The 25,624-nt window shown below is 73.5% G+C and carries 23 protein-coding genes; 12 read left to right on the plus strand and 11 right to left on the minus strand.

Annotated features, from left to right (window positions below; genetic code table 11):
* Positions 1 to 49: 49 nt before the first annotated feature.
* Positions 50 to 1,567 (plus strand): MFS transporter, encoded by a 1,518-nt coding sequence (locus tag ACZ43H_RS15685; protein WP_464584357.1) that lies wholly within the window; start codon positions 50 to 52, stop codon positions 1,565 to 1,567.
* Here ACZ43H_RS15685 and ACZ43H_RS15690 read toward each other — a convergent pair.
* The 3 genes from ACZ43H_RS15690 to ACZ43H_RS15700 all read right to left on the minus strand — a co-directional run bounded on the left by ACZ43H_RS15690 (position 1,523) and on the right by ACZ43H_RS15700 (position 4,767).
* The gene (locus tag ACZ43H_RS15690) at positions 1,523 to 2,104 is read right to left on the minus strand and encodes a thermonuclease family protein (RefSeq protein WP_464584359.1); all 582 of its coding nucleotides are present in this window, start codon (positions 2,102 to 2,104) and stop codon (positions 1,523 to 1,525) included. The genes ACZ43H_RS15685 and ACZ43H_RS15690 overlap by 45 nt on opposite strands.
* Before the next feature lie 88 nt (positions 2,105 to 2,192).
* The gene (locus ACZ43H_RS15695; RefSeq protein ID WP_464584361.1) at positions 2,193 to 4,532 is read right to left on the minus strand and encodes a transketolase-like TK C-terminal-containing protein; all 2,340 of its coding nucleotides are present in this window, start codon (positions 4,530 to 4,532) and stop codon (positions 2,193 to 2,195) included.
* 88 nt (positions 4,533 to 4,620) lie between these two features.
* The gene (locus ACZ43H_RS15700) at positions 4,621 to 4,767 is read right to left on the minus strand and encodes a hypothetical protein (protein ID WP_464584363.1); all 147 of its coding nucleotides are present in this window, start codon (positions 4,765 to 4,767) and stop codon (positions 4,621 to 4,623) included.
* 186 nt (positions 4,768 to 4,953) lie between these two features.
* Here ACZ43H_RS15700 and ACZ43H_RS15705 point away from each other — a divergent pair, with 186 nt between their 5' ends.
* Positions 4,954 to 5,427 carry a hypothetical protein gene (locus ACZ43H_RS15705; protein WP_464584365.1) on the plus strand — a complete coding sequence of 158 codons (474 nt, stop codon included), beginning with the start codon at positions 4,954 to 4,956 and terminating at the stop codon, positions 5,425 to 5,427.
* Here ACZ43H_RS15705 and ACZ43H_RS15710 read toward each other — a convergent pair.
* Positions 5,411 to 5,887 (minus strand): N-acetyltransferase family protein, encoded by a 477-nt coding sequence (locus tag ACZ43H_RS15710; protein ID WP_464584367.1) that lies wholly within the window; start codon positions 5,885 to 5,887, stop codon positions 5,411 to 5,413. The genes ACZ43H_RS15705 and ACZ43H_RS15710 overlap by 17 nt on opposite strands.
* 123 nt (positions 5,888 to 6,010) lie before the next feature.
* Here ACZ43H_RS15710 and ACZ43H_RS15715 point away from each other — a divergent pair, with 123 nt between their 5' ends.
* Both ACZ43H_RS15715 and ACZ43H_RS15720 read left to right on the plus strand, forming a co-directional pair.
* Positions 6,011 to 8,740, plus strand: coding sequence for a helix-turn-helix transcriptional regulator (locus ACZ43H_RS15715; protein WP_464584369.1), 2,730 nt, complete (start codon positions 6,011 to 6,013; stop codon positions 8,738 to 8,740).
* A 10-nt stretch (positions 8,741 to 8,750) separates the two neighbouring features.
* Positions 8,751 to 9,305, plus strand: coding sequence for a cysteine hydrolase family protein (locus ACZ43H_RS15720; RefSeq protein WP_464584371.1), 555 nt, complete (start codon positions 8,751 to 8,753; stop codon positions 9,303 to 9,305).
* 12 nt (positions 9,306 to 9,317) lie between these two features.
* Here ACZ43H_RS15720 and ACZ43H_RS15725 read toward each other — a convergent pair whose 3' ends face one another.
* The 3 genes from ACZ43H_RS15725 to ACZ43H_RS15735 all read right to left on the minus strand — a co-directional run bounded on the left by ACZ43H_RS15725 (position 9,318) and on the right by ACZ43H_RS15735 (position 14,423).
* A complete protein-coding gene (locus ACZ43H_RS15725; RefSeq protein ID WP_464584373.1) occupies positions 9,318 to 12,611 on the minus strand; it encodes a heavy metal translocating P-type ATPase in 3,294 nt (1,097 codons plus the stop codon).
* 56 nt (positions 12,612 to 12,667) lie between these two features.
* Entirely contained in the window at positions 12,668 to 12,883 is a 216-nt protein-coding gene (locus ACZ43H_RS15730) for a heavy-metal-associated domain-containing protein (protein WP_464584375.1), read from the minus strand.
* An 85-nt stretch (positions 12,884 to 12,968) separates the two neighbouring features.
* Positions 12,969 to 14,423 carry an MFS transporter gene (locus tag ACZ43H_RS15735; protein ID WP_464584378.1) on the minus strand — a complete coding sequence of 485 codons (1,455 nt, stop codon included), beginning with the start codon at positions 14,421 to 14,423 and terminating at the stop codon, positions 12,969 to 12,971.
* A 297-nt stretch (positions 14,424 to 14,720) separates the two neighbouring features.
* On the opposite strand from ACZ43H_RS15735, the gene ACZ43H_RS15740 reads away from it, so the two are divergent.
* Entirely contained in the window at positions 14,721 to 15,818 is a 1,098-nt protein-coding gene (locus tag ACZ43H_RS15740) for a flavin-containing monooxygenase (RefSeq protein WP_464584379.1), read from the plus strand.
* Here ACZ43H_RS15740 and ACZ43H_RS15745 read toward each other — a convergent pair.
* Positions 15,758 to 17,038 (minus strand): hypothetical protein, encoded by a 1,281-nt coding sequence (locus ACZ43H_RS15745; protein WP_464584381.1) that lies wholly within the window; start codon positions 17,036 to 17,038, stop codon positions 15,758 to 15,760. The two genes, ACZ43H_RS15740 and ACZ43H_RS15745, sit on opposite strands and share 61 nt — an antisense overlap.
* A gap of 1 nt (position 17,039) precedes the next feature.
* The gene (locus ACZ43H_RS15750; protein ID WP_464584383.1) at positions 17,040 to 17,441 is read right to left on the minus strand and encodes a hypothetical protein; all 402 of its coding nucleotides are present in this window, start codon (positions 17,439 to 17,441) and stop codon (positions 17,040 to 17,042) included.
* 156 nt (positions 17,442 to 17,597) lie between these two features.
* Here ACZ43H_RS15750 and ACZ43H_RS15755 point away from each other — a divergent pair, with 156 nt between their 5' ends.
* Positions 17,598 to 18,179: a hypothetical protein gene (locus tag ACZ43H_RS15755; protein ID WP_464584385.1), complete on the plus strand. Its 582-nt coding sequence runs from the start codon at positions 17,598 to 17,600 to the stop codon at positions 18,177 to 18,179.
* Between the two features lie 89 nt (positions 18,180 to 18,268).
* Here ACZ43H_RS15755 and rlmC read toward each other — a convergent pair whose 3' ends face one another.
* Positions 18,269 to 19,399, minus strand: a complete 1,131-nt coding sequence (gene rlmC, locus ACZ43H_RS15760) for a 23S rRNA (uracil(747)-C(5))-methyltransferase RlmC (protein WP_464584387.1) — start codon at positions 19,397 to 19,399, stop codon at positions 18,269 to 18,271.
* Positions 19,400 to 19,514: 115 nt separating this feature from the next.
* Between rlmC and ACZ43H_RS15765 the strand changes: the two genes are divergently transcribed.
* From ACZ43H_RS15765 to ACZ43H_RS15780, 4 genes are read left to right on the plus strand one after another with little or no spacing between them, the layout of a single operon-like run.
* Positions 19,515 to 19,841 carry a WXG100 family type VII secretion target gene (locus ACZ43H_RS15765; RefSeq protein WP_464584389.1) on the plus strand — a complete coding sequence of 109 codons (327 nt, stop codon included), beginning with the start codon at positions 19,515 to 19,517 and terminating at the stop codon, positions 19,839 to 19,841.
* Positions 19,838 to 20,143, plus strand: a complete 306-nt coding sequence (locus ACZ43H_RS15770; protein WP_464584391.1) for a WXG100 family type VII secretion target — start codon at positions 19,838 to 19,840, stop codon at positions 20,141 to 20,143. The genes ACZ43H_RS15765 and ACZ43H_RS15770 overlap by 4 nt, the downstream gene beginning before the upstream one ends.
* Entirely contained in the window at positions 20,140 to 21,543 is a 1,404-nt protein-coding gene (locus ACZ43H_RS15775; protein ID WP_464584393.1) for an RNase A-like domain-containing protein, read from the plus strand. Before ACZ43H_RS15770 ends, ACZ43H_RS15775 begins: the two co-directional genes overlap by 4 nt.
* Positions 21,544 to 21,560: 17 nt before the next feature.
* Complete coding sequence (locus ACZ43H_RS15780; RefSeq protein WP_464584395.1) at positions 21,561 to 21,851, plus strand: contact-dependent growth inhibition system immunity protein; 291 nt, start codon at positions 21,561 to 21,563, stop codon at positions 21,849 to 21,851.
* 143 nt (positions 21,852 to 21,994) lie between these two features.
* On the opposite strand, the gene ACZ43H_RS15785 is transcribed toward ACZ43H_RS15780, so the two are convergent.
* Positions 21,995 to 22,681 (minus strand): SprT family zinc-dependent metalloprotease, encoded by a 687-nt coding sequence (locus ACZ43H_RS15785; protein ID WP_464584397.1) that lies wholly within the window; start codon positions 22,679 to 22,681, stop codon positions 21,995 to 21,997.
* A 188-nt stretch (positions 22,682 to 22,869) separates the two neighbouring features.
* Here ACZ43H_RS15785 and ACZ43H_RS15790 point away from each other — a divergent pair, with 188 nt between their 5' ends.
* Together ACZ43H_RS15790 and ACZ43H_RS15795 are read left to right on the plus strand one after the other, a co-directional pair.
* Positions 22,870 to 23,943 (plus strand): flavin-containing monooxygenase, encoded by a 1,074-nt coding sequence (locus ACZ43H_RS15790; protein ID WP_464584399.1) that lies wholly within the window; start codon positions 22,870 to 22,872, stop codon positions 23,941 to 23,943.
* Positions 23,944 to 23,988: 45 nt separating this feature from the next.
* The gene (locus ACZ43H_RS15795; protein WP_464584401.1) at positions 23,989 to 25,617 is read left to right on the plus strand and encodes a LuxR C-terminal-related transcriptional regulator; all 1,629 of its coding nucleotides are present in this window, start codon (positions 23,989 to 23,991) and stop codon (positions 25,615 to 25,617) included.
* Positions 25,618 to 25,624 lie beyond the last annotated feature (7 nt).

A 25,624-nucleotide genomic window follows, 5' to 3' on the forward strand; every position in this document is an offset into this window, starting at 1 on the left:
CGGGCTCTTCTCTGAGTGGTTGGGCATCGACGTCTCAGGAGGGCCGAGCATGGGCAGGCACACAGCAGCGACGGAACGCAGGACCGACTACCGGGTGACGTTCCTGGTCCTCTGCCTCGGCGTCTCGTCGTTCTCGCTGCTGCAGTCCATGGTCAACCCCGTGCTGCCGACCATCGAGGCGGCGCTCGACACCGACCAGGCGACGGTCACGTGGGTGCTGACGGCGTACCTGCTCTCCGCGTCGGTCTTCACGCCCATCATCGGCCGGGTCGGCGACAAGGTCGGCAAGGAGCGGATGCTGGTCTTCGCCCTCGCTGCGCTCACCGTCGGCTCGCTGATGGCGGCGCTCGCCCCCACGATCGGCGTCCTGATCGTGGCGCGCGCGGTCCAGGGCATCGGCGGCGGCGTGCTGCCGCTGACCTTCGGGATCATCCGCGACGAGTTCCCGCGCGACAAGGTCGCCGGCGCCGTCGGTACGTCGGCCGCGCTGCTCGCCGTCGGCGGCGGGTTCGGGCTGGTGCTGGCCGGACCGGTGGTCAACGCGCTGAGCTACCACTGGCTGTTCTGGCTGCCGATGGTCATGACCCTCGTCGCGGCCGTCGCGGCCGCCGTGTGGGTGCCCGAGTCGCCCGAGCGCACCCCGGGCCGGATCAACGTCGGCAGCGCCCTGCTGCTCTCGGCCTGGCTGGTCGCCCTGCTGCTGGCCGTCAGCCAGGGCCACAGCTGGGGCTGGAGCTCGGGGCGCGTCCTCGGTCTCTTCGTGGTTGCCGCGGTCCTGCTGCCGATCTGGGTGGTCGCGGAGTCCCGCAGCGACCAGCCGCTCGTCGACATGCACATGATGCGGATCCCGACCGTGTGGACCGTCAACCTGGTCGCCCTGCTGTTCGGCATGGGGATGTACTCGATGTTCGCGTTCCTGCCCCAGTTCCTGCAGACCCCCGAGTTCACCGGCTACGGCTTCGGCGTCTCGGTCACCGAGTCCGGCCTGCTGCTCCTGCCCCAGACCGCGGCGACGTTCATCGCCGGTGTCTTCTCCGGCCGGCTCGCCGCGCGGTTCGGCTCCAAGGCGATCCTGGTCGCCGGCGCGGCCCTGACCGCGCTCGGCACCCTCGGCCTCACGGTCGCGCACGACACCCTGTGGCAGGTCGTCGTCGAGACCACGGTCCTCGGCCTCGCCTTCGGCCTCGCGTTCGCCGCCATGTCGAACCTCGTCGTCGACGCCGTCCCGCAGACGCAGACCGGTGTTGCCAGCGGCATGAACGCCAACATCCGCACCGTCGGCGGCGCCCTCGGCGGGGCGCTGCTTGCCAGCGTGGTCACCGCCAGCCTCCGTCCCGACGGGCTCCCCGTCGAGGCTGGCTACACCCACGGGTTCGCCGTCCTGGTGGTCACCTCCGGGCTCGCGGCCCTGGTGGCGGTGTTCGTCCCGGTCGTCCGCGCCCGGACGCACGTCGTCCCCGGCCCGCAGGCGGAGTACGAGACCCAGCAGGAGACGGCGTACCAGGCGCGGCACGCGGCCCCCTCACGCGAGGGCGCCGAAGAAGTCGCAACGGCCCCACACGCCTGACCGGGTGGCTCGGGCCCGCGCCTCGGCGCGGTGCATCAGCGCGATGTAGCGGTCGTTCGGCTCGTACAGCACCGAGCGCGCCGCGCCCGAGCGCACCAGCCGGAGGTTGACGAAGTCCCCGTCGGCGTTCCAGACGTAGAGCAGCGTGCGCCCGTAGACGTCGAGGAGGTCCTTGTCCGGGAGCACCCAGACCTTCGAGCCCGGCGGCGCCAGCCGCCTCAGCTCCGCTGCGGCCCGCTTCGCGTAGCACTCGACCGGCGCACCGGGCTCGACGCTCTCGGGGGTGTCGATCTCGAGGAGCCGCACCCGGGTCCTGTCGCCCGCGGGCACGCCCCGGGTGCCGGCGGGCACCCGCAGCACGAGGGTGTCACCGTCCACCACCCGCACCACCGTGGCCGTGCGCGCAGCCGCCGGTCGCGACGCGTCGGCACGGACCGCCGGCTGCGGCTCCCGGCTCTCGGACGGTGTCGACGTCGCGCTCACCCACCAGGCGCCCACGACGCCCGCCGCCAGCAGCACCCCGCCGATCCCACGCATGCGCGCACCTCCCCGTCCCCACGAGGATGCGCGCCGCCACCGACACGATCCCGGAGCGGGCGCGGGGATACCGCGGATCGGGGAGTCGTCAGCGACCCAGCAGCGACAGCGCCGCGTCGACGATCGAGCCGGTGTCGATGCCGTGCAGCGCGTAGGCGTCCTCCAGGCCCGAGGACTGGCCGAACTCGCTGACACCCAGGCACCGGGTCCGGTCACCGCGCAGGCCGGCCAGGAAGGACAGCGTGTGCGGGTGGCCGTCGAGCACGGTCACCAGCGGCGCGGGGTGCTCGGCCGGGAAGAGCTCCTCGGCGATCCCGCTCCCCTCGCCCGACGAGCGGCTGGCGCGCTGCTGCCAGGAGCGGAACACCAGGTCGGGCGAGGTCAGGCAGACCACGCCGGCGGTCACCCCGGAGGACTCCAGCAGCTCGGCCGCGGCGAGCACCTCGGGCATCATCGCGCCGACGCCGACCAGCGTGACCTGCTCGGTGGCCGGGTCGTGGGAGGTGATCCGGTAGCCGCCGGCCACCGCCTGGCGCCGACGCCGCTCGAGCAGCACCGGCTCCTCGGGCAGCCGGGCCAGCGCCGGGTCGAGCGGCCGCGTGGAGAGCCGGAAGTACGCCGACGTGCCGCCCGGCACCCCCACCTGCGACATCGCGTGCAGGAAGCACCACTCCAGGTCGGGCGCGAACGCCGGCTCCCAGGCCACGCAGCCGGGCTGCTCGAGCCCGATCGAGGGCGTGGTGATCGACTGGTGGGCACCGCCCTCGGGCGCCAGCGTCACGCCGGACGGCGTACCGACCAGGATCGACTGCCCGCCGGAGTAGATGCCGTAGGACCAGGGCTCCAGCGCCCGCGACACGAACGGGTCGTAGAGCGTCGCGATCGGGATCAGCCGCTCGCCCCAGCGCGACCAGGTCGCGCCCAGCTCGCCGAGCAGACCGACCAGGTTGACCTCCGCGATGCCGAGCTCGATGTGCTGGCCGTTGCTGACCTCGGACCACTTCAGGACCCGCTCGGTGTCGTCGGCGAACCAGTCGCGCCGGTCGTGCACCGACCACACACCGGTCTTGTTGATCCAGCCGCCGATGTTCGTCGAGGACGCGACGTCGGGGCTGCAGGTGACCACGCGCGCCGCCGCCTCGGGAGCGTCGTGCTTGAGGTCGGCGAGCAGCCGGCCGAGGGCCGCCTGGGTCGAGACGGCCTTGCGGTGCGGGTGGCCGAGGGTGGCCGGCACGGCGACCGCGGCAGGTGCCGCGACCGGCGTACGCCGCAGAGCCTCCCCGCGGGCACGGCACAGGTCGGCCGGGGCGCTGCCGGGCTCGAACACGGCCCACGGGTCCGCCAGCGTGGTGCCGGAGGCGTCGGCCAGCGCGTGCATCTGGGCTTCGGTGAGCAGCGCGGAGTGGTTGTTGGGGTGGCCCTCGGTGGGCAGGCCACGGCCCTTGACGGTGTAGGCGAAGACCACGGTCGGCCGGTCGTCGTCGACGGCGCCGAAGGTGTCGACGAGCAGCCCGAGGTCGTGGCCGCCGAGGTCGCGCACGGCCGCGGCGAGCTGGGCCGTCGGCACCTGGTCGAGCAGCGCACGCAGCTGCGGCGAGCCGCCCTCCCCCATGATCCGGTCGGCGACCTCGGAGGAGTCGACGCGGAGCATCCGCTGGTACTCCTCGTTGGGCATGTCCTCGAGCCGGCGCCGCAGCTCCTCGCCGCCGGGGCGCTCGAAGAGCTCGGAGATCAGCCGCCCCCACTTGAGGGTGACGACCTGCCAGCCGGCGGCCTCGAACATGCCCTGCAGCCGGGCGATCTGGATGTCGGGCACGACCCGGTCCAGGGACTGCCGGTTCAGGTCCACGACCCACAGCAGCTCGCCGAGGTGGGCCACCTGCGGGTCGGCCACGGCCTCCCAGATCGCGCCCTCGTCCAGCTCGGCGTCGCCGAGCAGGCTGACGAACCGGCCCGCGGGAGGCGCATCGGCGAACTGCGAGCGCACGTAGCGGTGCGCGATGGCCGCCCAGAGCGCGGCGGTCGCGCCGATGCCCACCGAGCCGGTGGAGAAGTCGACGGTGTCGGGGTCCTTCAACCGCGAGGGGTAGGACTGGAGCCCGCCCTTGGCGCGCAGCGTCGGCAGGTAGCGCGCGTCGAGGTCGCCGAGCAGGTAGTTGACCGCGTGCAGCACCGGCGAGGCGTGCGGCTTGACCGAGACCCGGTCCTCGCTGGTCAGCTCGTGGAACCACAGCGCCACCATGATGTCGACCATCGAGGCCGAGGACGACTGGTGGCCGCCCACCTTGACGCCGCTGGTGTTGGGGCGGCCGCGGTTGGCGGCGTCCACGATCGCGGCGGAGAGCCACAGCACCCGCTGGGAGATCTCCCGGAGGGTCGCGGCGTCCTCGTCGGTGAGGGCAGGGGCTGCATGGTCGAGCTGGCTCATCGTGTCCTTCCCCGGGGTGTGGGCACAGTGATGATCGCGCACCGGGGCGGCGGGTCGCCACGCCACCCCGGTCGCGTGCCTCACGGGCTCACCGCAGGACCTGCAGGCGGCGCAGCTCCACCTCGATGTCGTGCTGCTGTCGGCGCCGCAGCTCGTTCACGCGCTGCCGCTTCTCGTCGCGGGTGAGGGAGTGCCAGCTGCGGCGGGCGGTCGTCCTGGTCATGGTCGTCGTCATGGTGGTGTCCTTCGTCGGGTGCCCGCCACGGTGACGGGCAGGGACAGCGTGCTGGTGCTGACTTGCAGCCGGCTTGGAGTCGCCTTTGAACGGGCCCAGCCGGGGCTCGAGTCACCCTGCGGGGACGAGGCGCCGCGCCCCGGGGCGGGCTGATGGTGGAGGGACCGACCACCACGGAGGAACGTCGTGACCCACCGCCTGCTCACCCTCGCCCTCGCGCCATGCGTCTGCCTGGGCCTGGCCCTGTCGGCCGCCGGGTGCGGCTCCGACTCGGACTCCGGCGGCTCCTCGTCGTCGACGTCCTCGTCGCCGACCCCGTCGACCAGCCCGACCGGGACGGCCTCCGCCGAGGTCTGCTCCGCCCTGGACCAGCTCACCCAGGACGTGGAGGGGCTGAAGGACGACAGCACGGCCGCGGAGTACAAGACCGACCTGACGGCGATCACCACGGACTTCCAGCAGTTCGCGGACGTCGCCAAGACCTCGTACGGCGAGGACGTCGACGCCTTCCAGACGGCGCTGACCGCGTTCACCGACCAGCTCAAGTCGCTCGGCAACGGCCAGGGTGCCCTGCAGGCGCTGCAGGACATCGGCAAGGCGGCCGGTGACCTGGAGGACGCGATGAAGACGCTGGGCGAGCAGATCAGCTGCTCGAGCTGAGCAGCGCCGCGTAGTCGTGCGGCCGCCACGCGGCAACCGTCTTGGTGCGCATGGTGGCGCCGAGCCGCTCGTAGAACCGCCGGGCCCCGTCGTTGTCCGAGCGGAGCCCCCACCGGATCAGCAGGGAGTCGGCGGCGGCGTACGCCGCGAGCGCGCGCATGACCTGCTCGCCCACGCCGCGACCGCGCGCGGACGCCCGGACGTAGAGGTCGTCGAGCGCGAGCAGGTCCCGACCGAGCCACAGGCTCACCTGGCGTACGGCGCTCACGTAGCCGACCGCCTCGTCGCCCTGCTCGGCGAGCAGCACCACCACCTGCGGGTCGGCCAGCAGCTCGCGCCAGCGGGCGGTGTCGACGTGCACGTGCTGGCCCTCCCCCTCGTGGTCGGCGAGCTCGAGCAGCAGCTGCTGCACGGTCGCGGCGTCGGCGGGCGCGGCTCGGCGCACGGTCGTGGGCGTCATCGGTGTCTCCTGTCGCGGGCCCGGGCGGCTCCCGGGCGGTGCACCCAGCGTCGTCGGGCCGGCCACCGGTGGCACCGGGGAAATCGCCGGGATCCTGGCCGCCGGTCCCGGTAAGGTCGCGACGTGCTGCACGGCCGTGGGAGGGAACAGGCCCGGGCAGCGCAGCTGCTCGGAGCTGCGCGGGACGGAGCCGGAGGGGCGCTGGTGCTGCTGGGTGATCCCGGCACCGGCAAGTCCGCGCTGCTCGCGGACACGATCGCGGCCGCCGACGACATGACCGTCCTGCGCACCCAGGGCATCGAGTCGGAGGCGCCCCTGGCGTTCGCCGCGCTGCAGCGGCTGCTGCGACCGCTGATGCCGCTGGCCGGGGAGCTGCCGGCGCCGCAGGCCCGCGCCCTGCGGGTCGCCCTGGGCGAGGAGGTCGGCGACGTCAGGTCCGGCAGCGACCGGTTCCTGGCCTTCCTCGGCACGCTCAGCCTGCTCGCCGAGGCGTCCGAGAGCAGGCCGGTGCTGGCGGTCGTCGACGACGCCCACTGGCTCGACGAGGCGTCGGCAGCGGCGCTGCAGTTCGTCGCCCGCCGGCTCCAGCTCGAGCGGGTGGCGCTGCTCCTCGCGGCCCGCGAGCACGACGTGCGGACCTTCGAGTCCGCCGACCTGCCGACCCTGCGCCTCGACGGCCTGGACCCGGCCGCCGGCGCCGACCTGCTGCGCGAGCTGACCGGCGCCACCATCTCCCCGGAGGTGGCGGCCCAGCTGCTGGCCACCACCGGCGGCAACCCGCTGGCCCTGGTGGAGGTCCCCCGGGCACTCACCGCGGACCAGCTCGCCGGCCAGGAGCACCTGCCCGGTCGACTGCCGGTCACGGACACCATCGAGCGGGTCTTCCTGGACCGCGCCCGCCGGCTCTCGCCGGCGGCGCAGCGGCTGCTGCTGGTGGCGTCGGCCGACGACTCGACGCGCGTCGACACGGTGACCACGGCGGCCGCGACCCTGGGCGCCGGACCGGACGCCCTGACCGAGGCCGAGACCTCCGGACTGGTGCGGGTGGAGGGCACCGTGCTGGGACTGCGGCACCCCCTGGTCCGCTCGGCGCTCTACGCCTCCGCCACCAGCACCGAGCGCCGGGCCGTGCACGCGGCGCTGGCCGACGCGATGACCGGGCCCGACGAGGCCGACCGGCGGGCCTGGCACCGCGCTGCCTCGGTCGACAGCCCCGACCCGGCCGTGGTCGCCGAGCTCGACGCCGCGGCGGGCCGGGCCGGGCAGCGCGGAGGTCACGAGGCGGCAGCGGCCGCCTGGGAGCGCGCCGCCGAGCTCAGCGAGGACGCGGCCGGCCGGGCCCGCCGGACCTACGCCGCCGCGACCGCGGCCTGGCTGGCCGGGCAGCCGACGCGCGCCCGACAGCTCTCCGACAGCGCTCACGAGCTGGCCGAGGAGCCGCTCCTGCGGGCAGGCATCCAGCACCTGAGGGCGATGATCGAGTGGAACACCGGCTCGGTGCCGGTGGGGCAGCGGATGCTCCTGGAGAACGCCCGCGACGTGGCCCCGCACGACCCCGACCGGGCGCGCACCATGGCGATGATCGCGGCCGCGCTGGCGGCGTTCGCCGGGGACCCGGGCGGGGACGTCGAGCCGGCGACGTACGCCGCCCTCCCCGCAGGCGACGTGCCGCTCCTGCAGCGCTGCCTCAGCGAGCTGACGCTGGGGCTGCGCAGCGTCGTCGCGCGCGACTGGGAATCCGCGGCCTCGCTGATCCGGCAGGCGTTCGCCACCGGCAACCAGCTCGAGGACGACCGCAACCTGCTGACCAACCTGGGCCTTGCGGCGCTCCACATCGGCGACACCGGGGCCGCGGAGGGCTACCACCAGCGGGTCCTCGCCGAGGCCCGCGGTGCGGGCGCCGTCGTGGACGTGCTGCACACGCTGACCCTGCTCGGGATGAGCGAGCTGCCGAACGGGCGGTGGGCGACCGCGGCGGCGCACCAGCACGAGGCGCTCACCCTCGGCGGGAGCACCGGCCAGGCGGTGCTGGCCGCGATGCCGCTGGCCAACCTGCTGCTGCTCTCGGCACTGCGCGGCGAAGATGCCTACGAGACGCAGCTGCAGGAGCTCGAGACCGCTCTCGAGGGACGGTCGGTGGGCATCCTCGACGTCGTGCTGCGCGACGTCACCCGCTGGGCGAAGGGCGTGCACGCTGCGCCCCGCTGGTCGACCGCGTTCCACCACCTGGCCCAGGTCACGCACCCGATCCTCCAACGCTCCGCGGGGCTCGACCGGGTCGAGGCGGCCGTGCACGCGGACCAGGCCGACACCGCGCGCCTGTGGATCGACGACCTGCAGGCGTTCGCCGACGCGACCGGCCAGCCCTGGGCCGGAGCCATGGCCGCCCACGGCCGGGCCGTCCTCGCCGGCGCGGACGACGACGCGGCCGCCCACTTCGAGCAGGCGCTGGCCCTGCACGCCGAGTCGGTCCGTCCCTTCGAGCGGGCCCGCACCCAGCTGGCGTACGGCGAGCACCTGCGGCGCGCCCGCCGCCGGGTCGCCGCCCGCGAGCACCTGCGCGCGGCGCTCGTGACGTTCGAGGACCTGAAGGCGACCCCGTGGGCGGACCGGGCCGCCCAGGAGCTGCGGGCCTCGGGCGAGACCGCCCGCAAGCGCGAGGTCGGGACGGAGGTCGAGCTGACGCCGACCGAGCTGCAGGTCGCCCAGCTGGTCCGGGGCGGGCTGTCCAACCGCGAGGTCGCCGCCCAGCTGTTCGTCAGCCCCCGCACCGTCGACTTCCACCTGCGCAACGTGTTCGCCAAGACCGGCGTCACGTCCCGGCTCGAGCTGTCCCGGCTGGCGCTGGGCTGAAGGAGGACCCATGGACCGCACCGCCCTCGTCGTGGTGGACGCCCAGGTCGGCTTCGCCGACCCGTCCTGGGGTGCCCGCAACAACCCGGGGTGCGACGACGACATCGCCGCGCTCGTGGACGCGTTCGCCGATGCCGGGCAGCCGCTGGTGTTCGTCCGCCACGACTCCGAGGAGCCCGACAGCCCGTTGCACCCCGACAACCCGGGGAACGCGCTCAAGCCCTACCTCGCCCGGCACACCCCGGACCTGCTGGTCACCAAGTCGGTGAACTCCAGCTTCCACGGCTCCCCGGACCTGCAGGCCTGGCTGGCCGGTGAGGGGATCGAGCGGATCGTGGTCTGCGGGATCACCACCAACCACTGCTGCGAGACCACCGCCCGGGTCGGCGGCAACCTCGGCCTCGACGTGTGGTTCGCGATCGACGCGACCCACACGTTCGACCGGACCGGCCCGGACGGCACCACGATGACCGCCGACGAGCTGGCGCGGGCCACGGCGACGAACCTGCACGACGAGTTCGCCACCGTGGTCAGCACCGCCGAGGTCCTCCGCTCCCTCACCTGACCGCCCGAGTGGTCAGCGGACGTGCACCACGAACGGAGCCGTGACGACGGTCCCGTCCTCGAGCTCGAACTGCCCCCACAACCGGTAGGCGCCGGCGACCTCGAACCGCACGTGCAGGTCGAGCTCGGGGCCGAACTCCGTCCCCGGCAGCGCGTTCACCGGTCGGTCGCGGTCGTCGTACGTCTCGGCGTGGCGGTGGCCGAACATCGACCCGTCGGAGCGCATCACGACCACGTGCCCGGCGGCCCCGAGGTAGGGCTGCAGGTCCTCGACCGGCGCACCGGTCGCCTCGTCGGTGAAGCGCAGCGTGAAGTCGCTGGTCTCCCCCACGTGCGGGTCACCGTCGAGCTGCACCCGCACCCCGTCGACCACCTGCTCGCGGACGTCGGTGGCCGGGACCCTCACCCGCGGCGGCACCGCGCCGGCCACGTGGATCGTGTGCTCGTCCAGCACGTCGGCCATCTGGCCCTGGCGGCGGAACTCGGTGTGGACCGTGTAGTCGCCGCCGGTCGGGAAGACCGCCGTCACGCTCAGCACACCGTCCTCGCCCGTGGGCTCGGGGTGGATGTGCGCGAAGCTGCCGAGGTCCGACCGGGTCAGGATCATGTGCATCCACACCTGGTGGGTGCGGACCAGGTCGTCGACCGGATCACCGGTCTCCGCGTCGCGGACGGTGATGGTGATCGGGGTCGGCTCGCCGGGACGCACGACGTCGGGCACGTCGAGGTCGACCTCGAGGCCGGCGTCGTGCGGGCTGACCGGCGGCACGTCGGTCTCCTCCATGACGCTCATCAGGGGGCGCATCGGCATGCCCATCCCCTCCGACCACGCGAGCACGCCGTTCATGCCGCGCTCGGCCTGGTCGGTGCGGCTCAGCCAGGTGAACCCGGCGCCGAGGGCGAGCGCGAGGGTCGCGACACCGAGGAGGTACGCCGACTGGCCGACGCGGGCGCGCAGCGGCCGGTGCAGCACCTCGTGGGCCGTGGCCGGCGGCCGGAAGCCCCGCAGCCGCAGCGCGTTGGTGACCACGCTGACCGAGCTCATCGCCATCGCCGCGCTGGCCAGCACGGGGTCGAGCAGCAGCCCGTCCCACCAGTAGAGGGCGCCGGCCGCGACCGGGATCAGCAGCACGTTGTAGGCGAACGCCCAGACCAGGCCCTGCTTGATCGTGGTGACGGTGCGCCGCGAGAGCGCGATGGCCGAGACGATGCCGCGCAGGTCACCGCCGACCAGGGTGATGTCGGAGGCGGCGATGGCGACGTCGGTGCCGGTGCCGATCGCGATGCCGAGGTCGGCCCGGGCCAGCGCCGGCGCGTCGTTGATGCCGTCGCCGACCATCGCGACCACGTGGCCGTCGGCCTGGAGGCCCGCGACCCGCTCGGACTTGTCGCCGGGGAGCACCTCGGCCATCACGTGCTCGATGCCGACCTGGGCCGCGATCGCCCGGGCGGTGCCGGCGTTGTCGCCGGTGACCATCCAGACCTCCAGGCCCAGTGCCTTGAGCTGGGCGACGGCCTCCGCCGACTCCGGGCGCACGGTGTCGGCGACGCTCACCAGCCCGGCGAGACGGCCGTCGACGGCGACGTACATGGGGGTCCGGCCGTCGTGGGCCGAGCGCTCCGCGGTGGCGGCGAGCGGGCCCGCCTCGACGCCGTGGACGTCCATCAGGGCGAGGTTGCCGACCAGGACGGCCCGGTCGTCGACCCGGGCGGTGATGCCGTGACCGGCGACGGCCTCGAAGCCGGTGGCGGGGCGCAGGGCCAGCCCGCGCTCGCGGGCGGCGGCGACGATCGCCTCGCCCACGGGGTGCTCGCTGCCGACCTCGGCGGAGGCGACCAGGGCGAGCAGCTCGTCCTCGCTCCACCCGTCGCGCGTCTCGATGCCGGCCAGTCCGGGGCGGCCGCGGGTGATGGTGCCGGTCTTGTCCAGCACGACCGCGGTCAGCCGGCGGGCGTTCTCGAGGGCCTCGCCGTCGCCGATCAGGATGCCGAGCTCGGCGGCCTTGCCGGTGCCGACCATGACGGCGGTCGGCGTGGCCAGGCCGAGGGCGCACGGGCAGGCGATGATCAGCACCGCGATGGTGGTGCCGATCGCGAGGACCAGGTTGTCGATGCCCGGACCGAAGGTCACCCAGGCCAGGAAGGTCGCCAGCGCGGCCAGCAGCACGGCCGGCACGAACCAGGCGGAGACCCGGTCGGCGAGGCGCTGCATCGGAGCCTTCGAGCCCTGCGCGTCCTCCACGAGCCGGACGATCTGGGCCAGCGTGCTGTCGGCGCCGACCGCGGTGGCGCGGACGACCAGGGTGCCGGTGCGGTTGAGGGTGGCGCCGATGACGGAGTCCCCGGCGGCCTTCTCGACAGGTGCGCTCTCGCCGGTCAGCATCGACTCGTCGACGCTGGACGCGCCCTCGGTGACCACGCCGTCCACGGGCAGCTTCTCGCCCGGACGGACGCGGACCAGGTCGCCGGCGGCGACCTCCTCCACGGGCACGTCGACCTCCTGGCCGTCGCGGAGCACCCGGGCGGTGGCGGGGGCGAGACCGACCAGCGCCTTGACCGAGGCGGCGGTGCGCTTCTTGGCCTTCAGCTCCAGCCAGCGGCCCATGAGGACCAGCGCGACGACGACGAGTGCGGTCTCGAAGTACAGGTGCAGCGGCAGTCCCCACGACTGCGCCTGTCCCGGCCAGAGGGTGACGAACGCGCTGTAGCCGTAGGCGACGCCGGTCCCCAGGGCGACCAGGGTGTTCATGGTCGTGGCCCGGTTCTTCGTCGCGGCCCACGCCAGCCGGTAGATGTCGGCGCCGGCCCACAGCTGGACGCCGGTGGCGATCACCAGGATCAGCGGCATCAGCCAGTCCATGGTGTCGAGGTGCAGCGGCAGGTACATCACGCCCATCAGCCCGAGGCCGGTGGTGAGCGCGACCTGCCAGCGGCGCTTGAGGTGGCGGATCTCGGTGTCCCGGCGGGCGTCGAGGTCGTCGACCTCGGTGCGCTCCCGGACCGGCTCGTCGTCCCGGGCGGCCGGGCCGCGCACCGTGCCGGAGTAGCCGGCCCTGGCCACCGCGGCGGTGAGGTCGGTCGGCGAGACCGAGCCGGCGTCGTACGCGACGTGGGCGGTCTCGTTGGCGAGGTTCACCGAGGCCGTGACCACCCCGTCTACGCGGGACAGGGCCTTCTCGACCCGTCCGACGCAGGAGGCGCAGGTCATGCCGCCGATGTCGAGGGTGCACTCGGCGGCGCTGTGTCCGGCGGCGCTGTGTCCGTCGGCGCCGGGCCCGTCGGTGCGGGGCGGGGTGGTCACGGTCATCTCGGTGCTCCTTGCCTGGGTGCTGCCTGGGTGGTGCCTGGGTCGCCCGGTCGGGCTCAGGAGGCGAGCTGGTAGCCGGCCTCGTCGAGGGCGGCGGTCAGCTCGTCGTGGGTCAGCGGGCGGGTGCTGGTGACGGTGACGTCACCGGTGGCCAGCTCGACGTGGACGTCGGTCACCCCGGGGATGGCGCCGACCTCCCGCTCGACGGCGCTCACGCAGTGGCCGCACGTCATGCCGGTGACCTGGTGGGTGGTGGTGGTGGTGGTGGACATGTTCTGATTCCTTTCTGAGTACCCCTAGGGGGTATGTGTTCCTGATTGAAGATACATACCCTTGGGGGGTATGTCCAGCGATGGTTCAGTGGTGGCCGTGGCCGTGCCCGTGCCCGTGGCCGGCACCGTGCGCGACCTTGTTCGGGGTCAGGGCGGCCGGGACCACCAGCCCGAGGAAGATCGCGGCGACCGCGACGAACGCCTCGCTGTGCCCGGCGAGCAGCCCGGCGCGGGTGGTGACGTCACCGGCGACGGCGGTCAGCACCGCGACGCCCAGGGCCGCGCCGACCTCGTGGCCGGTCATCATCAGGCCCGACGCCAGACCGGACTCCTCGTGCTTCACGTCGCCCATCGCGGCGACCGAGATCGCCACGAACATCGGGCCGACCCCGAGGCCGAGGACCAGGAAGCCGGGCAGCACGTCGGCGGCGTACGACGCGTCGGCGCCGGCGGTGGCCAGCAGCAGCGCCCCGGCGGCGGAGACGACCAGGCCCACGAGGATGAGCGTGCGCGGGCCGGCGAGCGGGAGCAGCTTCGAGGCGACGGCCGCGGCGGCGGTGATCGCCGCGGCGAGCGGCAGGAACTCCAGGCCGGTGACGACCGCCGAGGAGCCCAGGACCTCCTGGAGGTAGAGCGAGCTGAGGAAGATCGAGCCGACGACCGCGCCGGTGACGCCGGCCATCACGGTCGAGGCGGAGACGAGGGAGCGGATCCGCCAGGTGCGCGGCGGCACCAGCGGGGACGCGACCCGGCGCTCGGTGGCGGTGAAGGCGGTGAGCAGGGCGGCCGCACCCACGGCGCAGACCAGGGTGGTGGCGTCGGTCCAACCGTGGCTGCCGGCGCTCTCGATGGCGTTGACGAGGAGGAGCAGCCCGCCGACGAGGGTGGCCGCGCCGGGTACGTCGAGCCCGCGGAGACCGGCGCCTCGGCTGGTGCCGGCGGGGACGGCGCGCAGGGTGCCGACCAGGGCGACGACGCCGATCGGGACGTTGATGAAGAACACCGCGCGCCAGTCGAACGCGCTGGTGAGCAGGCCACCGAAGAGCACGCCGGCGGCGATGCCCATGCTGGCGATGGTGCCCCACACGGCGAGGGCGGCGGCGCGCTGGCGGCCGGCGTACGTCGTCATCACGATCGACATGGCGGCCGGGGTGAGCATCGCGGCGCCGGCGCCCTGGGCGCCCCGGGCGAGGACCAGCGTGAACGCGGAGTCGGCGAGGCCGCTGACCAGCGAGGCGCCGGTGAACAGCGTCAGGCCGATGAGGAACATCCGGCGGCGGTCGAACAGGTCGGACATCCGGCCCCCGAGCAGCAGCAGGCCGCCGCTGAGCAGGACGTAGGCGCTGACCACCCACTGGTAGTCGGACGAGCTGAAGTGCAGGTCGGCGCCGATGCTCGGCAGCGCGACGTTCACGACGCTGACGTCGAGCACGACCATGAACTGGGCGGCGAGCATGAGGCCGAGCACCGTCCAGGGACGGCGGGCCTCCTCCGCCACCGGGTGCGGCGGCTGGTGGGCCGCGTGGGCTGTGGTGGACATCGGGTTCTCCTTCGGCACGGGCTGTCGACCCGGTGTGGATCTCGTGCTCCGAGCCTCGGCCTCCCGGGCGCCTGCTCGCGCCGGTGGAACCACCGGGGTTGCGGCCGTGCAGGACTCCCCGGCTGGCCGGTGACTCCTGTGCTTGTCGACCGTTGCAACGGCCGACAAGCGCAGGACCTGGCCGACAACCTCCGCCGTCGCCGGCTCCGGACCCGGCGGATCCCGGCGATTTCACCGGCGCGACCCGGCGATCTCGCCGGGCACGGTGGTGACCACACCCCACCGAAAGGCACCACCATGAGCCCCACGCACGACGCCCTCGACGTGATCGTGATCGGCGCCGGCCAGGCCGGCCTCGCCACGGCGTACCACCTCCGGCGCCGGGGCCTGCGCTTCCTCGTCGTCGACGCCGCCCCCGAGATCGGTCACGCGTGGCGCTCGCGCTGGGACTCGCTGCGGCTCTTCTCCCCCGCGCAGTACGACGGCCTGCCCGGCTGGCCGTTCCCCGGGGCGACCGACAGCTACCCGAGCAAGGACGAGGTGGCCGCGTACCTGGTCGCCTACGCCGAGCGCTTCGAGCTGCCGGTGCTGCTGGACTGCCCGGTCACCCGCCTGGAGCGGGTCGACGGGGGCTTCGCCGTGCACACCCGGCAGGGTCGGCTCCTCGCCCACCAGGTCGTGGTCGCGACCGGACCGTTCCAGACGCCGGTCGTCCCGGAGCTCGCGAGCCGGATGGAAGGGGTCACCCAGCTGCACAGCGCGGCGTACCGCAACCCCGCCGCCCTGCCGCCCGGGCCGGTCCTGGTCGTGGGGGCGGGGAACTCCGGCCGTCAGATCGCGCTCGAGCTCTCCGGGACCCGCGACGTCACCCTGGCGGCCGGCTCGGGGTCGCTGCAGCTGCCGCAGCGCTTGCTGGGCCGCGACCTGTTCTGGTGGCTCACCCGCTTCGGCGTCATCACGAAGACCGCCGACTCACGACTGGCGCGGCGGATGCGGGCACGAGGCGATCTCGTGATCGGGTCCCCGACGCGTGACCTGCGTGCCGCCGGCGTGAGCCTGCGCCCGCGACTGGTCGCGGCGACGTCGGAGGGTGTCCGGTTCGAGGACGGGTCGGTCGCGCGCCCGGCGACCGTGGTGTGGGCGACCGGGTTCCGGCGTGACTACTCGTGGATCGACGTCCCGGGCGTGGTCGTCGACCAGACGGTGGTCCACGAGCGCGGGATCACGGATGTGCCGGGGCTGGCCTTCGTCGGCCTGCCCTGGCAGCACACCCGTGGCTCCGCACTGCTCGGGTTCGTCGGGGACGACGCCGCGTGGGTCGTGAGCCGTCTGGCTCAGTCGAGGACCGAGGGAGCGGCGTCCTCGTCGTCGATCTCCCACTCCTCGTCCATGTGATCGCGCTCCGACTTCTTCGAGCCCTTGCTGCGGTCGCCGCCGCGCCCGGTCGCACCCCCCGCGCCGCCGCGACCGCCCGCTGCGCCTCGACCACCGGTCGTCGACCGGCCACCGCCGGCGCGTCCGGAGCCGCCGCTGCCGTTGCCCGTCCCGACCGGGGTCGAGCCGCGGCCGAGCGTGCCGGTGGTCGCGGAGCGAGCCGTCGAGCCGATCGGCCGCACGCCCGAGCTGCTGGTGGAGACCGGGGTGAGCCCACCACGGATCCCGCCCATGTTGCCGCCGAGGCCGCCCATCGCCGCACCGCCGAGCAGGCCGGCGCCACCGGTGATCCCGGCACCGGCACCGACCGAGGTCGCCGGGGTGGTGCTGCCTCCTCCGCCGCCGGTGAGGGCGCCGGGAGCGGGGGCGCTCGGGTCCGATCCGGTCCAGGAGCCCTGCGAGCTGCCGGACGGCTCGGCCGACATGTCGCCCTCGTCGGCGACGGGGTAGTGGATGTCCGTGTTCGGGGGCGGGTTGCTGGTGGTCTGGGTGTTGTTCGTCGAGTCGTCGTTGTTGGTCGAGGTGATCACCGACGTGTTGTTGTTGTTGGTGCCGGTGCGGCCGCCGTTGTCGTACGGCGAGCGCGTGCGGCCACCCGGGCCGCCGGGCGTGGTGGTGGACCCCGGGCCCTGCTGGTCGGTGGGCTTCGGCACCGGGTCGGGTTCGCCGTGGATCTTCTTCATCACGGCGGTCGACTTCCGGAAGTCCGCGTCCATCGAGGTGGTCGTCTCACGAGCGATCCGCTCGCGCCGTTCCTGGTCCTGCTCCCACGCCGAGACCGCGGACTGCTGCTGACCGTGCTTGGCGATCTCCTTGTCGGTGGCTCCGGGCGCCAGCGGCTCGGGGCTGCTCGGCCTCGGGCCGGCCTGGCCGAGCTCGGCGCGCTTGCCGCGGCCGTAGGCGATGGCCGCCGCGGCGGCACGCAGGGCCTCGCTGCCCTCGCGGAGCTGACCCGCCTTGTCGCCCATCGCGGTCGCCGACTTGGCGAAGGCCTTGGACGCGGCCGGGCCGGTCTCCCCGCCCAGCGCCAGGGCCTGGTAGGTGGCGTGCTCGAGGCGGCGCTGCACCTGCTCCAGCAGGCCGCTGACTCGCTTCCACTCGGCGGAGCCGTTCGTCACCGCGTCCTCGTGGGCCTGGTCGACGTAGTCGTCGAGCTTGGCCTGCTCGAACCCCTTCGCCATGTCACGCACCCCCGTCGGTGGGCAGCGTGCAGGTGCTGGGCGCCGCGAAGCTCGGGGCCGCGACGCACGACGTCGACTGCTGGATCGCCGCGAGCCTCGTCGCGCTGTCGTCGTCCGCGACGTGCGCGCTCTGCGCGAAGTCCTTGATGTTGGCGCTGAAGCCACGCAGGCCGGCGACCATGTCGTCCATCGCCTGCTTGACGTGCCGGTGCGCCTTGGCCGTGTTCACCGAGAGGTCGAGAGCGTCGGAGCCGGGGCCGAACGACCCGTCCGAGACGTCACCGACCGGGTTGGAGTGAAGCTCGTCCGCCCCTGTCTCCAGGATCTCGAGAATGTCCTTGACGACGTCCGGATCGACTGCCAGATCGTTCAGTGTTGCGCCGACCTCATCGATCGCCACCATGCTGGTTCCCCCTCACCCGAGTTGACTCAGTTGTTCAAACGAGGGCCTACCCCGGAGGTCACGACCGCAAACGCGTCGGGAGTCCTCTCCGACCGGGCTCTCACGGTCCATCGCTATCCTGACGAGCAGCAATCGTGCAACCACAGGAGATCTCGGGTGATCATGCGCATCGCGACGGCGGTCAGCGTCGTCGCTCTGGTGGCGAGTGCCTGCACCAGCCAGGACGACGACCCCGCCGCGGCAGATCCCGCGCCGAGCGCCTCCGTTTCCGCTTCGGGGTCCGCCTCGGACCCAGCGGAGCCGTCGCCCTCGGAGAAGGCGGCCGCAGCGACGGGACCGGTCCTGAAGCAGTCGGGGGCCACGGTGAACGCGCCTGACGGCTACGAGCACATCCCCGACATGGCGTCGTACCTCGACTCGGCGCAGCGCGGGACCGATGTCATCAACCTCGGCGAGGACCCCGGCTGGCGGACGGGCACGCTCGACGAGGCCGCTGCGAACTCGCAGAAGTCCAAGCACTTCGACTCCGCACCCAAGCGCCTCGCCGACGTCGAGCTCGACGGCGAGCCCGCCTACCACCTGTCCGGGCCCGTCGACGAGTACGACGACTTCGAGGAGTTCGGCGCGCTGCACGACGATCACCTCGTCTCGATCTCCTTCGAGCTCGACAACGCGGTCCCGAAGGCCGAGCGAGAGAAGCTGATCGCGTCGGTCCTCGCCACCTTCCAGTGGCGCTGAGCGCGAGCCCTCGGTCCAGCAGGGCGGCGAGGCGGCGCGCCTCGACCCGGTTCTGCTGACGGCGACGGAGCTCGGCCCGGACCAGCGCCTCAGCGACGCTCGAGCCGCACCAGCACCTCGTAGTGGTCGGTGTTGGGGAACATGTCGAGCACCCTCCCCCGCGTCGGCACCAGCGACGGCATCGCCGCGAGGTCACGGGCGAGCGACGTGGCGTTGCAGCTGGAGTAGAGCACGTGGCGCACCGTGGAGGCGTCCAGCCACCGGCTGAGCTCGTGGCCGATCCCGCGCCGCGGCGGGTTGACGACGACCAGGTCCGGCGCGGAGCCCGCGGTGACGGCGTACGCCGTGGCGTCCCCGGCCTCGAACCGCATCCCGGTCAGTCCCGCCTCGAGACCGCTCTGCCGGGCGCTCTCGATCGCCTCGGCGCTGGCCTCGATGCCGACCACCTGCTGCGGCCCCGCGCTCGTCGCGGCGTGCAGCGCGAACCCGCCGACCCCGCAGTACAGGTCCCACACCGACGCGGGCGCCAGCTCGGTGATCCACTCGGTGGCCTGGCGGTAGAGCGCCGCCGCCATCTCGGTGTTCGTCTGGAAGAAGCTCTGCGGCCGCAGGTGCAGGTCGAGCCCGTTCACGCGCATCCGCAGCGTCGCCCGGTCGGTCAGCAGGATCTCGCGCTCCCCCTCGAGCACCGCCTTGTGCTCGGGCTGCAGGTTCACCGAGACCACGACCGCCTGCGGCAGCTCGGCGAGCAGGGCGGGCAGGTGCTTGCGGATCCTCGTGACCGGCTCCTGGGAGCGCAGCACGAAGCGCACCATCAGCTCCCCGTCCGGTGACTCGGTGACGAGGAGGTGCTTCAGCTCGCCGCGGCGCTGCGGGACGTCGTACGGCGTGATCCGGGCCCGGGTGATGAAGTCCGCGAGCACCGGGAGGGCGGCGTGCAGGCCGGGCGTGTGCAGCGGGCAGTCGCGCAGGTCCTGGCCGGTGCCGTCGGGACGGAGGATGCCCAGGGACGGCTCGTCGGCGGTGCCGGTCACGACCATCTTGGCCTTGTTGCGGAATCCCTCCTGCCGGCTCGGGACCGGCGGCAGCCAGACCAGGTCGGGGTGGCCCGCGAGCAGCTCCTCGACGTGGGCCTGCTTCCCGGCGAGCTGGCGGGGGTAGGGCTGCTCGAGCAGGGTGCAGGAACGGCAGCGTCCCGCCTCGAAGTAGGTGCAGTGCATCGCCGGGCCAGCGTACTCAGCGGTTTTCCACAGATGTGCCCGCGGACCCCTGCGGGCCCGGATCAGCGGGCAGGCTCGGAGGCGGACGACGTACTCGCTCTTCTCGGGGGACGACATGACCATCAACGTCGAGGACACCGCGTTCCGCGCCGCGCTCGCGGACATCGACCGGGCCGCTGAGCGCCTGCACCGGGCCCGCCACCACATCACCCGCGAGGTCGACCGGCTGCTCGACGGCGACTGGACCGGCCGGGCCGCGCAGGCGTTCGCGGAGGGCTGGGAGACCTGGGACCACGGGTCCCAGGAGGTGCTCGACGGGCTCAGGGCGCTGGGCCGGCTCGCCGACGCGGTGCACCGCGACCTGGTCCAGCAGGACGGCGAGGCGCAGGCGCGGCTCGACCGCGTCGCCCACGCCGTGCTCACCGCGGGGGCCGGCCGGTGAGCGCGCTCATGCCGTTCGTGGCGGACGTCGACGGGCTGGTGGACGTCGTCGAGGACATGGCGCGCTGCGACGCGGACCTGCGCGAGCTGGTCGAAGAGCTCGCCCGGTCGGTCGGTCGACTGCACCTCTCGTGGGCCGGTGAGGCGGCCGAGGCTCATCGCGTCGCCCACGACACCTGGACCGACGGCTTCCGCGAGATGCACGAGGCGCTGAGGGTGCTGCGCGCGGTCGCCGGCGTCGCCCGCGACAACTACGACGCGGCGGCGCGGGCGAACACCCACATGTGGGAGCGGGTCCGGTGAGGCTGGAGGTCAACGGCACCGGCTACGAGACCGCGGCCGAGGCGTTCGTCGGAGGCAACCAGCTCGCGGCGCTGTGGTTCGACAAGCTCACGAGCCAGCTGGCCGGCTCCGGCGGGATGGCGGGCGACGACTCGACGTCGCAGGAGTTCGCCACGGCGTACGACGACAGCGCGCGGGAGGCGGTCGCGGCCCTGGCCGACCTCGTCGACTCGTTCACCGGTCTCGGGCACCTCACCCACGCCGCGCTGACCAACCACGTCCGCGCGGAGGTGCGCTCGGTCGCCGCCGGGTCGACCGTCTACGACGGTGGCGTGCTGCCCGACGTGGGCGACGACCGGGGGTACGTCGTCGTGCTGCCGTCGACGCCGCCCACCTCGTTGGGCGCGACCGAGCCGGGGCTGCCGTGGAAGGTCGGCTGGATCCTCGACCACCTCGAGGGGTTCGTGTGGCCCGGCGCCGACGTCGACCGGCTGCGCGCCGCCGCGGCTGCGTGGCGGGCCGCGGCGGACGGGCTCGACGGGCTGGAGACCCACTGCGACAGCGCGATGCGCGGCTTCTGGCGCGAGCGCTCCCCCGAGATCCCGCTCGCCATCGACGCCACGCACGAGCTGCGGTCCACGGTGCGCGACCTCGCTTCGCAGTACGCCGCCCTGGCGTCCGCCTGCGACCAGTACGCCGACGAGGTCGAGGCGAAGCACCACGAGATCCTCGAGCTCGCGGCATGGGTCCTCGAGCAGATCGTCGAGGGCGTCGCGATCAGCGTGGCCCTGGGCGTGCTCACCGGCGGCGCCGGCACCGCTGCCGGCCTCTCCGCGGTCGCGGCCAAGGTCGCCGCCGAGTCCCCGCGCTTCGCCGCGATCGTCGAGGCCCTGCGGGCCTTCGCCGCCTCGATCGCGAGCACCGTGCGGGTCAGTCGTGAGGGACTGAAAGCCGCGCGGGTGTCGCTGACGAAGTTCAAGGATGCGGCGGCGGCTCGCTCTGCTGCGCGAGGCGAGGCCGGGACTCTCAAGCTCTGGTGGGAGCGCGAGGCGGGCTGGTTGTCCAGGCACGAGCACTCAGGCAGCCACACGATCGAGAGGCACATCGGCAAGACCGACGAGCAGTTGCTCCAGCGACTTCAGCAGAAGCCCAGTCTCAGATCCAGCTCGACCTTCATCGACCAACCGGCGGCCGAGTCCGCACTGTCCCGACTTTTAGACCAGAACGCTGCGGACATCCAAGCCTGGCTTGATCACGGCGAGGACTCCCTGCGACTCGACGGAAACATGCCATTCACCACTGGACGAACAGCTCTGCGCAGCGGCGAAATACTCGACGTGAGTGGCGTTCGAGCCATCTTGCTGAAGGATGCATCTATGCCGGAGGGGTATCGCATTCTCACTGCTTTCCCCCAGCCGTGATCGCGAAGGAAGGGAACATGGACACACCCGCTCTCGAGCAGCTCATGGGCGCATACCTGCATCAGGACTACGACTTGGTGGGCGATGTCTGGGACAACGTGGACGTCTTCGTCGCGCGGTCTCCCAACCTTGCTCCTCTACTCCCTGCGGAAGTGACGTGGGCTCTCCAGGCTTTCCCCAACGAGTCCGAGCTCGAAGCCTTTCTCGATCGACTGGGATGCCAGTTGCTGCCTGAGGAGGAGGACGGTGGCTATCGCGGTTGGCTCACCAAGATGGCCGAGCGCGTCGCGGCCGCGACTCGGAACTGACTCGGATTGAGTCACTGACGACTGATCCCAACAATCCGGACGGTGAGAGATGGGCACTCCCTTGTCCGCCGCCACCCAACCCTGACCACAACCCGGAGTCGTGCGGGCAGCCGTGCGCCAGGGCGCACTCTGGGCCACACGAGTCAGGCGGGCTCGACCATCGAGAACGGCACGGTCATCACCGAGCTCCCGACCCGCAGGTGGTAGCGGGTCCGGCCACGCTTGACGAGGGTGCCGACGACGCCGTCGTACTTGCTGCCGGGGACGGCGATCCGCAGCCGGTCGCCCATCCGCACCCGTGCGGGCGGGGTCGGGGTCGGGGCGGCGGCCCGCTGCTCGAGGCGCTCGAGCTCGGCGCGGTAGCCGGGATGCATCGGGGCCGGCTCGCCGCGGTAGGTCCAGGTCAGCAGGTGGGCCACGTCGAACGACCGTGAGCAGGTGCGGCAGGAGGAGGGCCGCTCGGGGCGGCGGTGCCGCGTCACCCGGTGGCCCGCGGGGCAGGTGCCGGCCCAGCTCCCCTCGATGCTCGGGGCGTCCTCGCTCGCGCACCGCTGACCGCTGCACCCGATGCGCACCGCCGTCGCCCGCCAGACCGCGTCGTGCCCGTGCCGCACCCCCACGAGCGCATGCGCCACCTCGTGCAGGATCGTGTCGCGCACCTCGGCCTCGGGGTGGAGCGCGGTCAGCGGCGCGCTGAGCCCGATCTCCTTGCGCCCAGGTCGGCAGACCCCGGCCCGGCGCTTCGCCCGGTCGAACACGATCGTCCAGTCCCGCAGCCCGTGCTCGTCGAGCAGCTCGCGCCCGAGCCGTGCCGCCTCGGTGAGATCCATCCACGTCCCCTCGGTCCGCGAGGCACCCCTCGGCCTCCGCGGGAGACACCGTAGGAGCCGGCACCGACACCCGGTCAGGCGCATGGGTGCTTCCACCCATGCGCGGCGCGACGGCGGTGCACGATCCGCCCGATGCGGCGGCCCGCCCTGGATTCCTAGCGTGAGGAGCACACCCACCGGGAGGAACCATGGACCACGTCGAGACCGTCATCATCGGAGCCGGACAGGCCGGCCTCGCCACGGCCTACCAGCTGCAGAAGCGCGGTCGCACCTGTGTCGTGCTGGACCGCAACCGCCGCATCGGCGACAACTGGCGCCAGCAGTGGGACAGCCTGCGGCTGTACTCACCGGCGAAGTTCGACGGCCTGCCGGGGATGCCCTTCCCGAGCGAGCCGTGGTCCTTCCCCGGCAAGGACCAGGTCGCGGACTACCTCGAGGCCTACGCCAGGCGCTTCGAGCTGCCGGTCCGCCTCGGCATCGCGGTGGACCGGCTGTCGGCGGCACCGGACGGCGCGGGGTACGTCGTCGCCACGAGCGGCGGGCCGATCCGCTGCGACAGCGTGGTCGTGGCGACCGGGACCTTCGGGCGTACGCCGTACGTCCCCGACGTCGCCCGGGACCTCGACCCGTCGATCCTCCAGCTCCACTCCAGCGAGTACCGCCGACCCGGCCAGCTGCGCGAGGGACCCGTGGTCGTCGTGGGTGCCTCGCACTCCGGCACGGACATCGCCTACGAGGTGGCCCTCACCCACCCGACCACGCTGGCCGGGCGCGACTGCGGCCAGATCCCGTTGCGGCTGGAGTCGCCGGCGATGCACGTCGTCTTCCCGGTGCTGCTGTTCCTGTGGCGCCACCTGCTCACCCGACGCACGCCCGTCGGCCGCAAGGAGATGACGGAGATCCGGTTCCACGGCGGCCCGATGCTGCGCGTCAAGCGCTCCGACCTCGCCGCCCGCGGGGTGGTCCGCACGGAGTCCCGCGTCGAGGGTGTCCGCGGCGGCCTGCCCCTGCTCGCCGACGGCACCACGGTCGAGGCGGCCAACGTCATCTGGGCGACCGGCTTCCGCCAGCAGCTCGGCTGGATCGACCTGCCGGTGGTGGGCGAGGACGGCTGGCCGCGGGAGTACCGCGGCGTCGTCGACGACGCACCCGGCCTGTACTTCTGCGGCCTCTCCTTCCAGTACGCCTTCTCCTCGATGCTGCTGCCCGGCGTCGGCCGCGACGCCGAGCTGGTCGCGAGCCGGATCGCGAAGGCAGCCTGAGCCGCCCGTCCCCGCGGGTAATGTCCGGGGAGGGAGGTGCCCGCGATGGGCGTGGTCGACGAGCTGCTGCAGGCCCGCGAGGACTACGAGCGCGGCGACTGGGCCGCCGCCCTCGACACCTGGGCCGGGGTCGACCCGGCGTCCCTCGATGTCGACGACCTCCGCCGGGCCGCCCTGTCGGCGTACCTCCTCGGACGCCCGGAAGAGGCGGTCGGCCACTACCAGCGCGCCTTCCGCTCGTGCGAGGACGCCGGCGACCGGACCGGCGCCGTGCAGTGCGCCTTCCACGTCGCGATGATGCTCGACACCACCGGCGAGCAGGCGCTCGCGGGCGGCTGGACGGCGCGCGCCGAGCGGCTCCTCGAGGACCCCGGCGGGGGCGGCCCCGAGCGGGGGTACGTCGCGTTCCTGCGGATGTACCGCCACCTCCGGGCCGCCGAGTGGCCGGCGGCGACCACCTGCGCCGCGGAGACGGTGGCCGCGGGGCGGGAGCACGGCGACGCCGACCTGCTCGCGCTCGGCCTGGTCGCCTCGGGCAGGCTCGCGATCTACTCGGGCCGGGTGACCGAGGGCCTCGCCCTGCTGGACGAGGCGATGGCGCGGGTGGCGGCCGGCGAGACCTCGCCCGAGATCTTCGGCAACGTCTTCTGCACCGCGATCGAGGGCTGCCAGGAGATCGCCGACTACGACCGGGTGGCGCAGTGGACGTCCGCGCTGCACCGCTGGTGCACCTCGCTGCCGGGGCTGGTGACCTTCACCGGGCAGTGCTCGCTGCACCGCGGCCAGGTGATGCGGCTGCAGGGCGCCTGGCCGGAGGCGCTGGAGGAGCTCGAGCGCGCCGTGACCCGCTACCGGGCGGCGCACTCGCTCGCTGCGATCGGCCTGGCGGAGTGCGAGCGTGGTGACCTGCTGCGGCTGCGCGGCGAGCTCGACGCGGCGGACGCGGCGTACCAACGGGCCGGCGAGCACGGCTTCGACCCGCAGCCCGGGCTGGCCCTGCTGTGGCTGGCGCGCGGCGCCCGCGACGCGGCGGCCGGCGCGGTGCGCCGGCTGCTCGCGGAGCCGTCCGACCCGGTGCACGGGTGCCGGCTGCTCCCCGGGGCGGTCGACGTGCTGCTCGGTGTCGGAGCAGTCGAGGAGGCGCGCGCGGCGTCGCTGGAGCTGGACCGGGTGGCCGAGCACGTCGGCTCGCCGGCGGCGCGGGCGATGGCGGCGTACGCCGGGGGCGCCGTCGAGGTCGCCGCGGGCGACGCGTCCGGGGCGCTCCCCTACCTGCGCAAGGCCGCCCAGCTGTGGGGGCGCCTCGAGAGTGCCTACGAGGTCGCGCGGGTGCGTGAACTCACCGGCCGCGCCCTGGCCGCCCTGGGCGACTCCGCCTCGGCCACGGCCGAGCTGGAGGCGGCGCACGCGGCGTTCCTCCGGCTGGGCGCCGGGCCGGCGGCACGGGAGGTCGAGCAGCTGCTCTCCCCCACCGACCTGCCGGCCGGGCTGACCGCACGCGAGGTGGAGGTGCTGCGGCTGGTCGCGGCCGGGCGCAGCAACGCCGCGATCGCCACGGCGCTCGTGCTCAGCGAGAAGACCGTCGCCCGGCACCTGTCCAACATCTTCACCAAGCTCGGCGTCGGGTCGCGCACCGCAGCAGCAGCCTTCGCCTTCGAGCACGACCTGCTCTGATCCGGGA

The sequence above is a fragment of the Nocardioides sp. DN36 genome (genome assembly GCF_055380375.1).

What these genes read in the sequence shown, in the direction of transcription:
- ACZ43H_RS15720 (WP_464584371.1), top strand. Translation starts at nt 8,751, where the DNA reads ATGGACCGCACCGCCCTCGTCGTGGTGGACGCCCAGGTCGGCTTCGCC.
- ACZ43H_RS15765 (WP_464584389.1), top strand. Translation starts at nt 19,515, where the DNA reads ATGACCATCAACGTCGAGGACACCGCGTTCCGCGCCGCGCTCGCGGAC.
- ACZ43H_RS15790 (WP_464584399.1), top strand. Translation starts at nt 22,870, where the DNA reads ATGGACCACGTCGAGACCGTCATCATCGGAGCCGGACAGGCCGGCCTC.
- ACZ43H_RS15740 (WP_464584379.1), top strand. Translation starts at nt 14,721, where the DNA reads ATGAGCCCCACGCACGACGCCCTCGACGTGATCGTGATCGGCGCCGGC.
- rlmC (WP_464584387.1), bottom strand. Translation starts at nt 19,399, where the DNA reads ATGCACTGCACCTACTTCGAGGCGGGACGCTGCCGTTCCTGCACCCTG.
- ACZ43H_RS15700 (WP_464584363.1), bottom strand. Translation starts at nt 4,767, where the DNA reads ATGACGACGACCATGACCAGGACGACCGCCCGCCGCAGCTGGCACTCC.
- ACZ43H_RS15795 (WP_464584401.1), top strand. Translation starts at nt 23,989, where the DNA reads ATGGGCGTGGTCGACGAGCTGCTGCAGGCCCGCGAGGACTACGAGCGC.
- ACZ43H_RS15710 (WP_464584367.1), bottom strand. Translation starts at nt 5,887, where the DNA reads ATGACGCCCACGACCGTGCGCCGAGCCGCGCCCGCCGACGCCGCGACC.
- ACZ43H_RS15785 (WP_464584397.1), bottom strand. Translation starts at nt 22,681, where the DNA reads ATGGATCTCACCGAGGCGGCACGGCTCGGGCGCGAGCTGCTCGACGAG.
- ACZ43H_RS15725 (WP_464584373.1), bottom strand. Translation starts at nt 12,611, where the DNA reads ATGACCGTGACCACCCCGCCCCGCACCGACGGGCCCGGCGCCGACGGA.
- ACZ43H_RS15780 (WP_464584395.1), top strand. Translation starts at nt 21,561, where the DNA reads ATGGACACACCCGCTCTCGAGCAGCTCATGGGCGCATACCTGCATCAG.
- ACZ43H_RS15695 (WP_464584361.1), bottom strand. Translation starts at nt 4,532, where the DNA reads ATGAGCCAGCTCGACCATGCAGCCCCTGCCCTCACCGACGAGGACGCC.
- ACZ43H_RS15745 (WP_464584381.1), bottom strand. Translation starts at nt 17,038, where the DNA reads ATGGCGAAGGGGTTCGAGCAGGCCAAGCTCGACGACTACGTCGACCAG.
- ACZ43H_RS15690 (WP_464584359.1), bottom strand. Translation starts at nt 2,104, where the DNA reads ATGCGTGGGATCGGCGGGGTGCTGCTGGCGGCGGGCGTCGTGGGCGCC.
- ACZ43H_RS15730 (WP_464584375.1), bottom strand. Translation starts at nt 12,883, where the DNA reads ATGTCCACCACCACCACCACCACCCACCAGGTCACCGGCATGACGTGC.
- ACZ43H_RS15735 (WP_464584378.1), bottom strand. Translation starts at nt 14,423, where the DNA reads ATGTCCACCACAGCCCACGCGGCCCACCAGCCGCCGCACCCGGTGGCG.
- ACZ43H_RS15685 (WP_464584357.1), top strand. Translation starts at nt 50, where the DNA reads ATGGGCAGGCACACAGCAGCGACGGAACGCAGGACCGACTACCGGGTG.
- ACZ43H_RS15750 (WP_464584383.1), bottom strand. Translation starts at nt 17,441, where the DNA reads ATGGTGGCGATCGATGAGGTCGGCGCAACACTGAACGATCTGGCAGTC.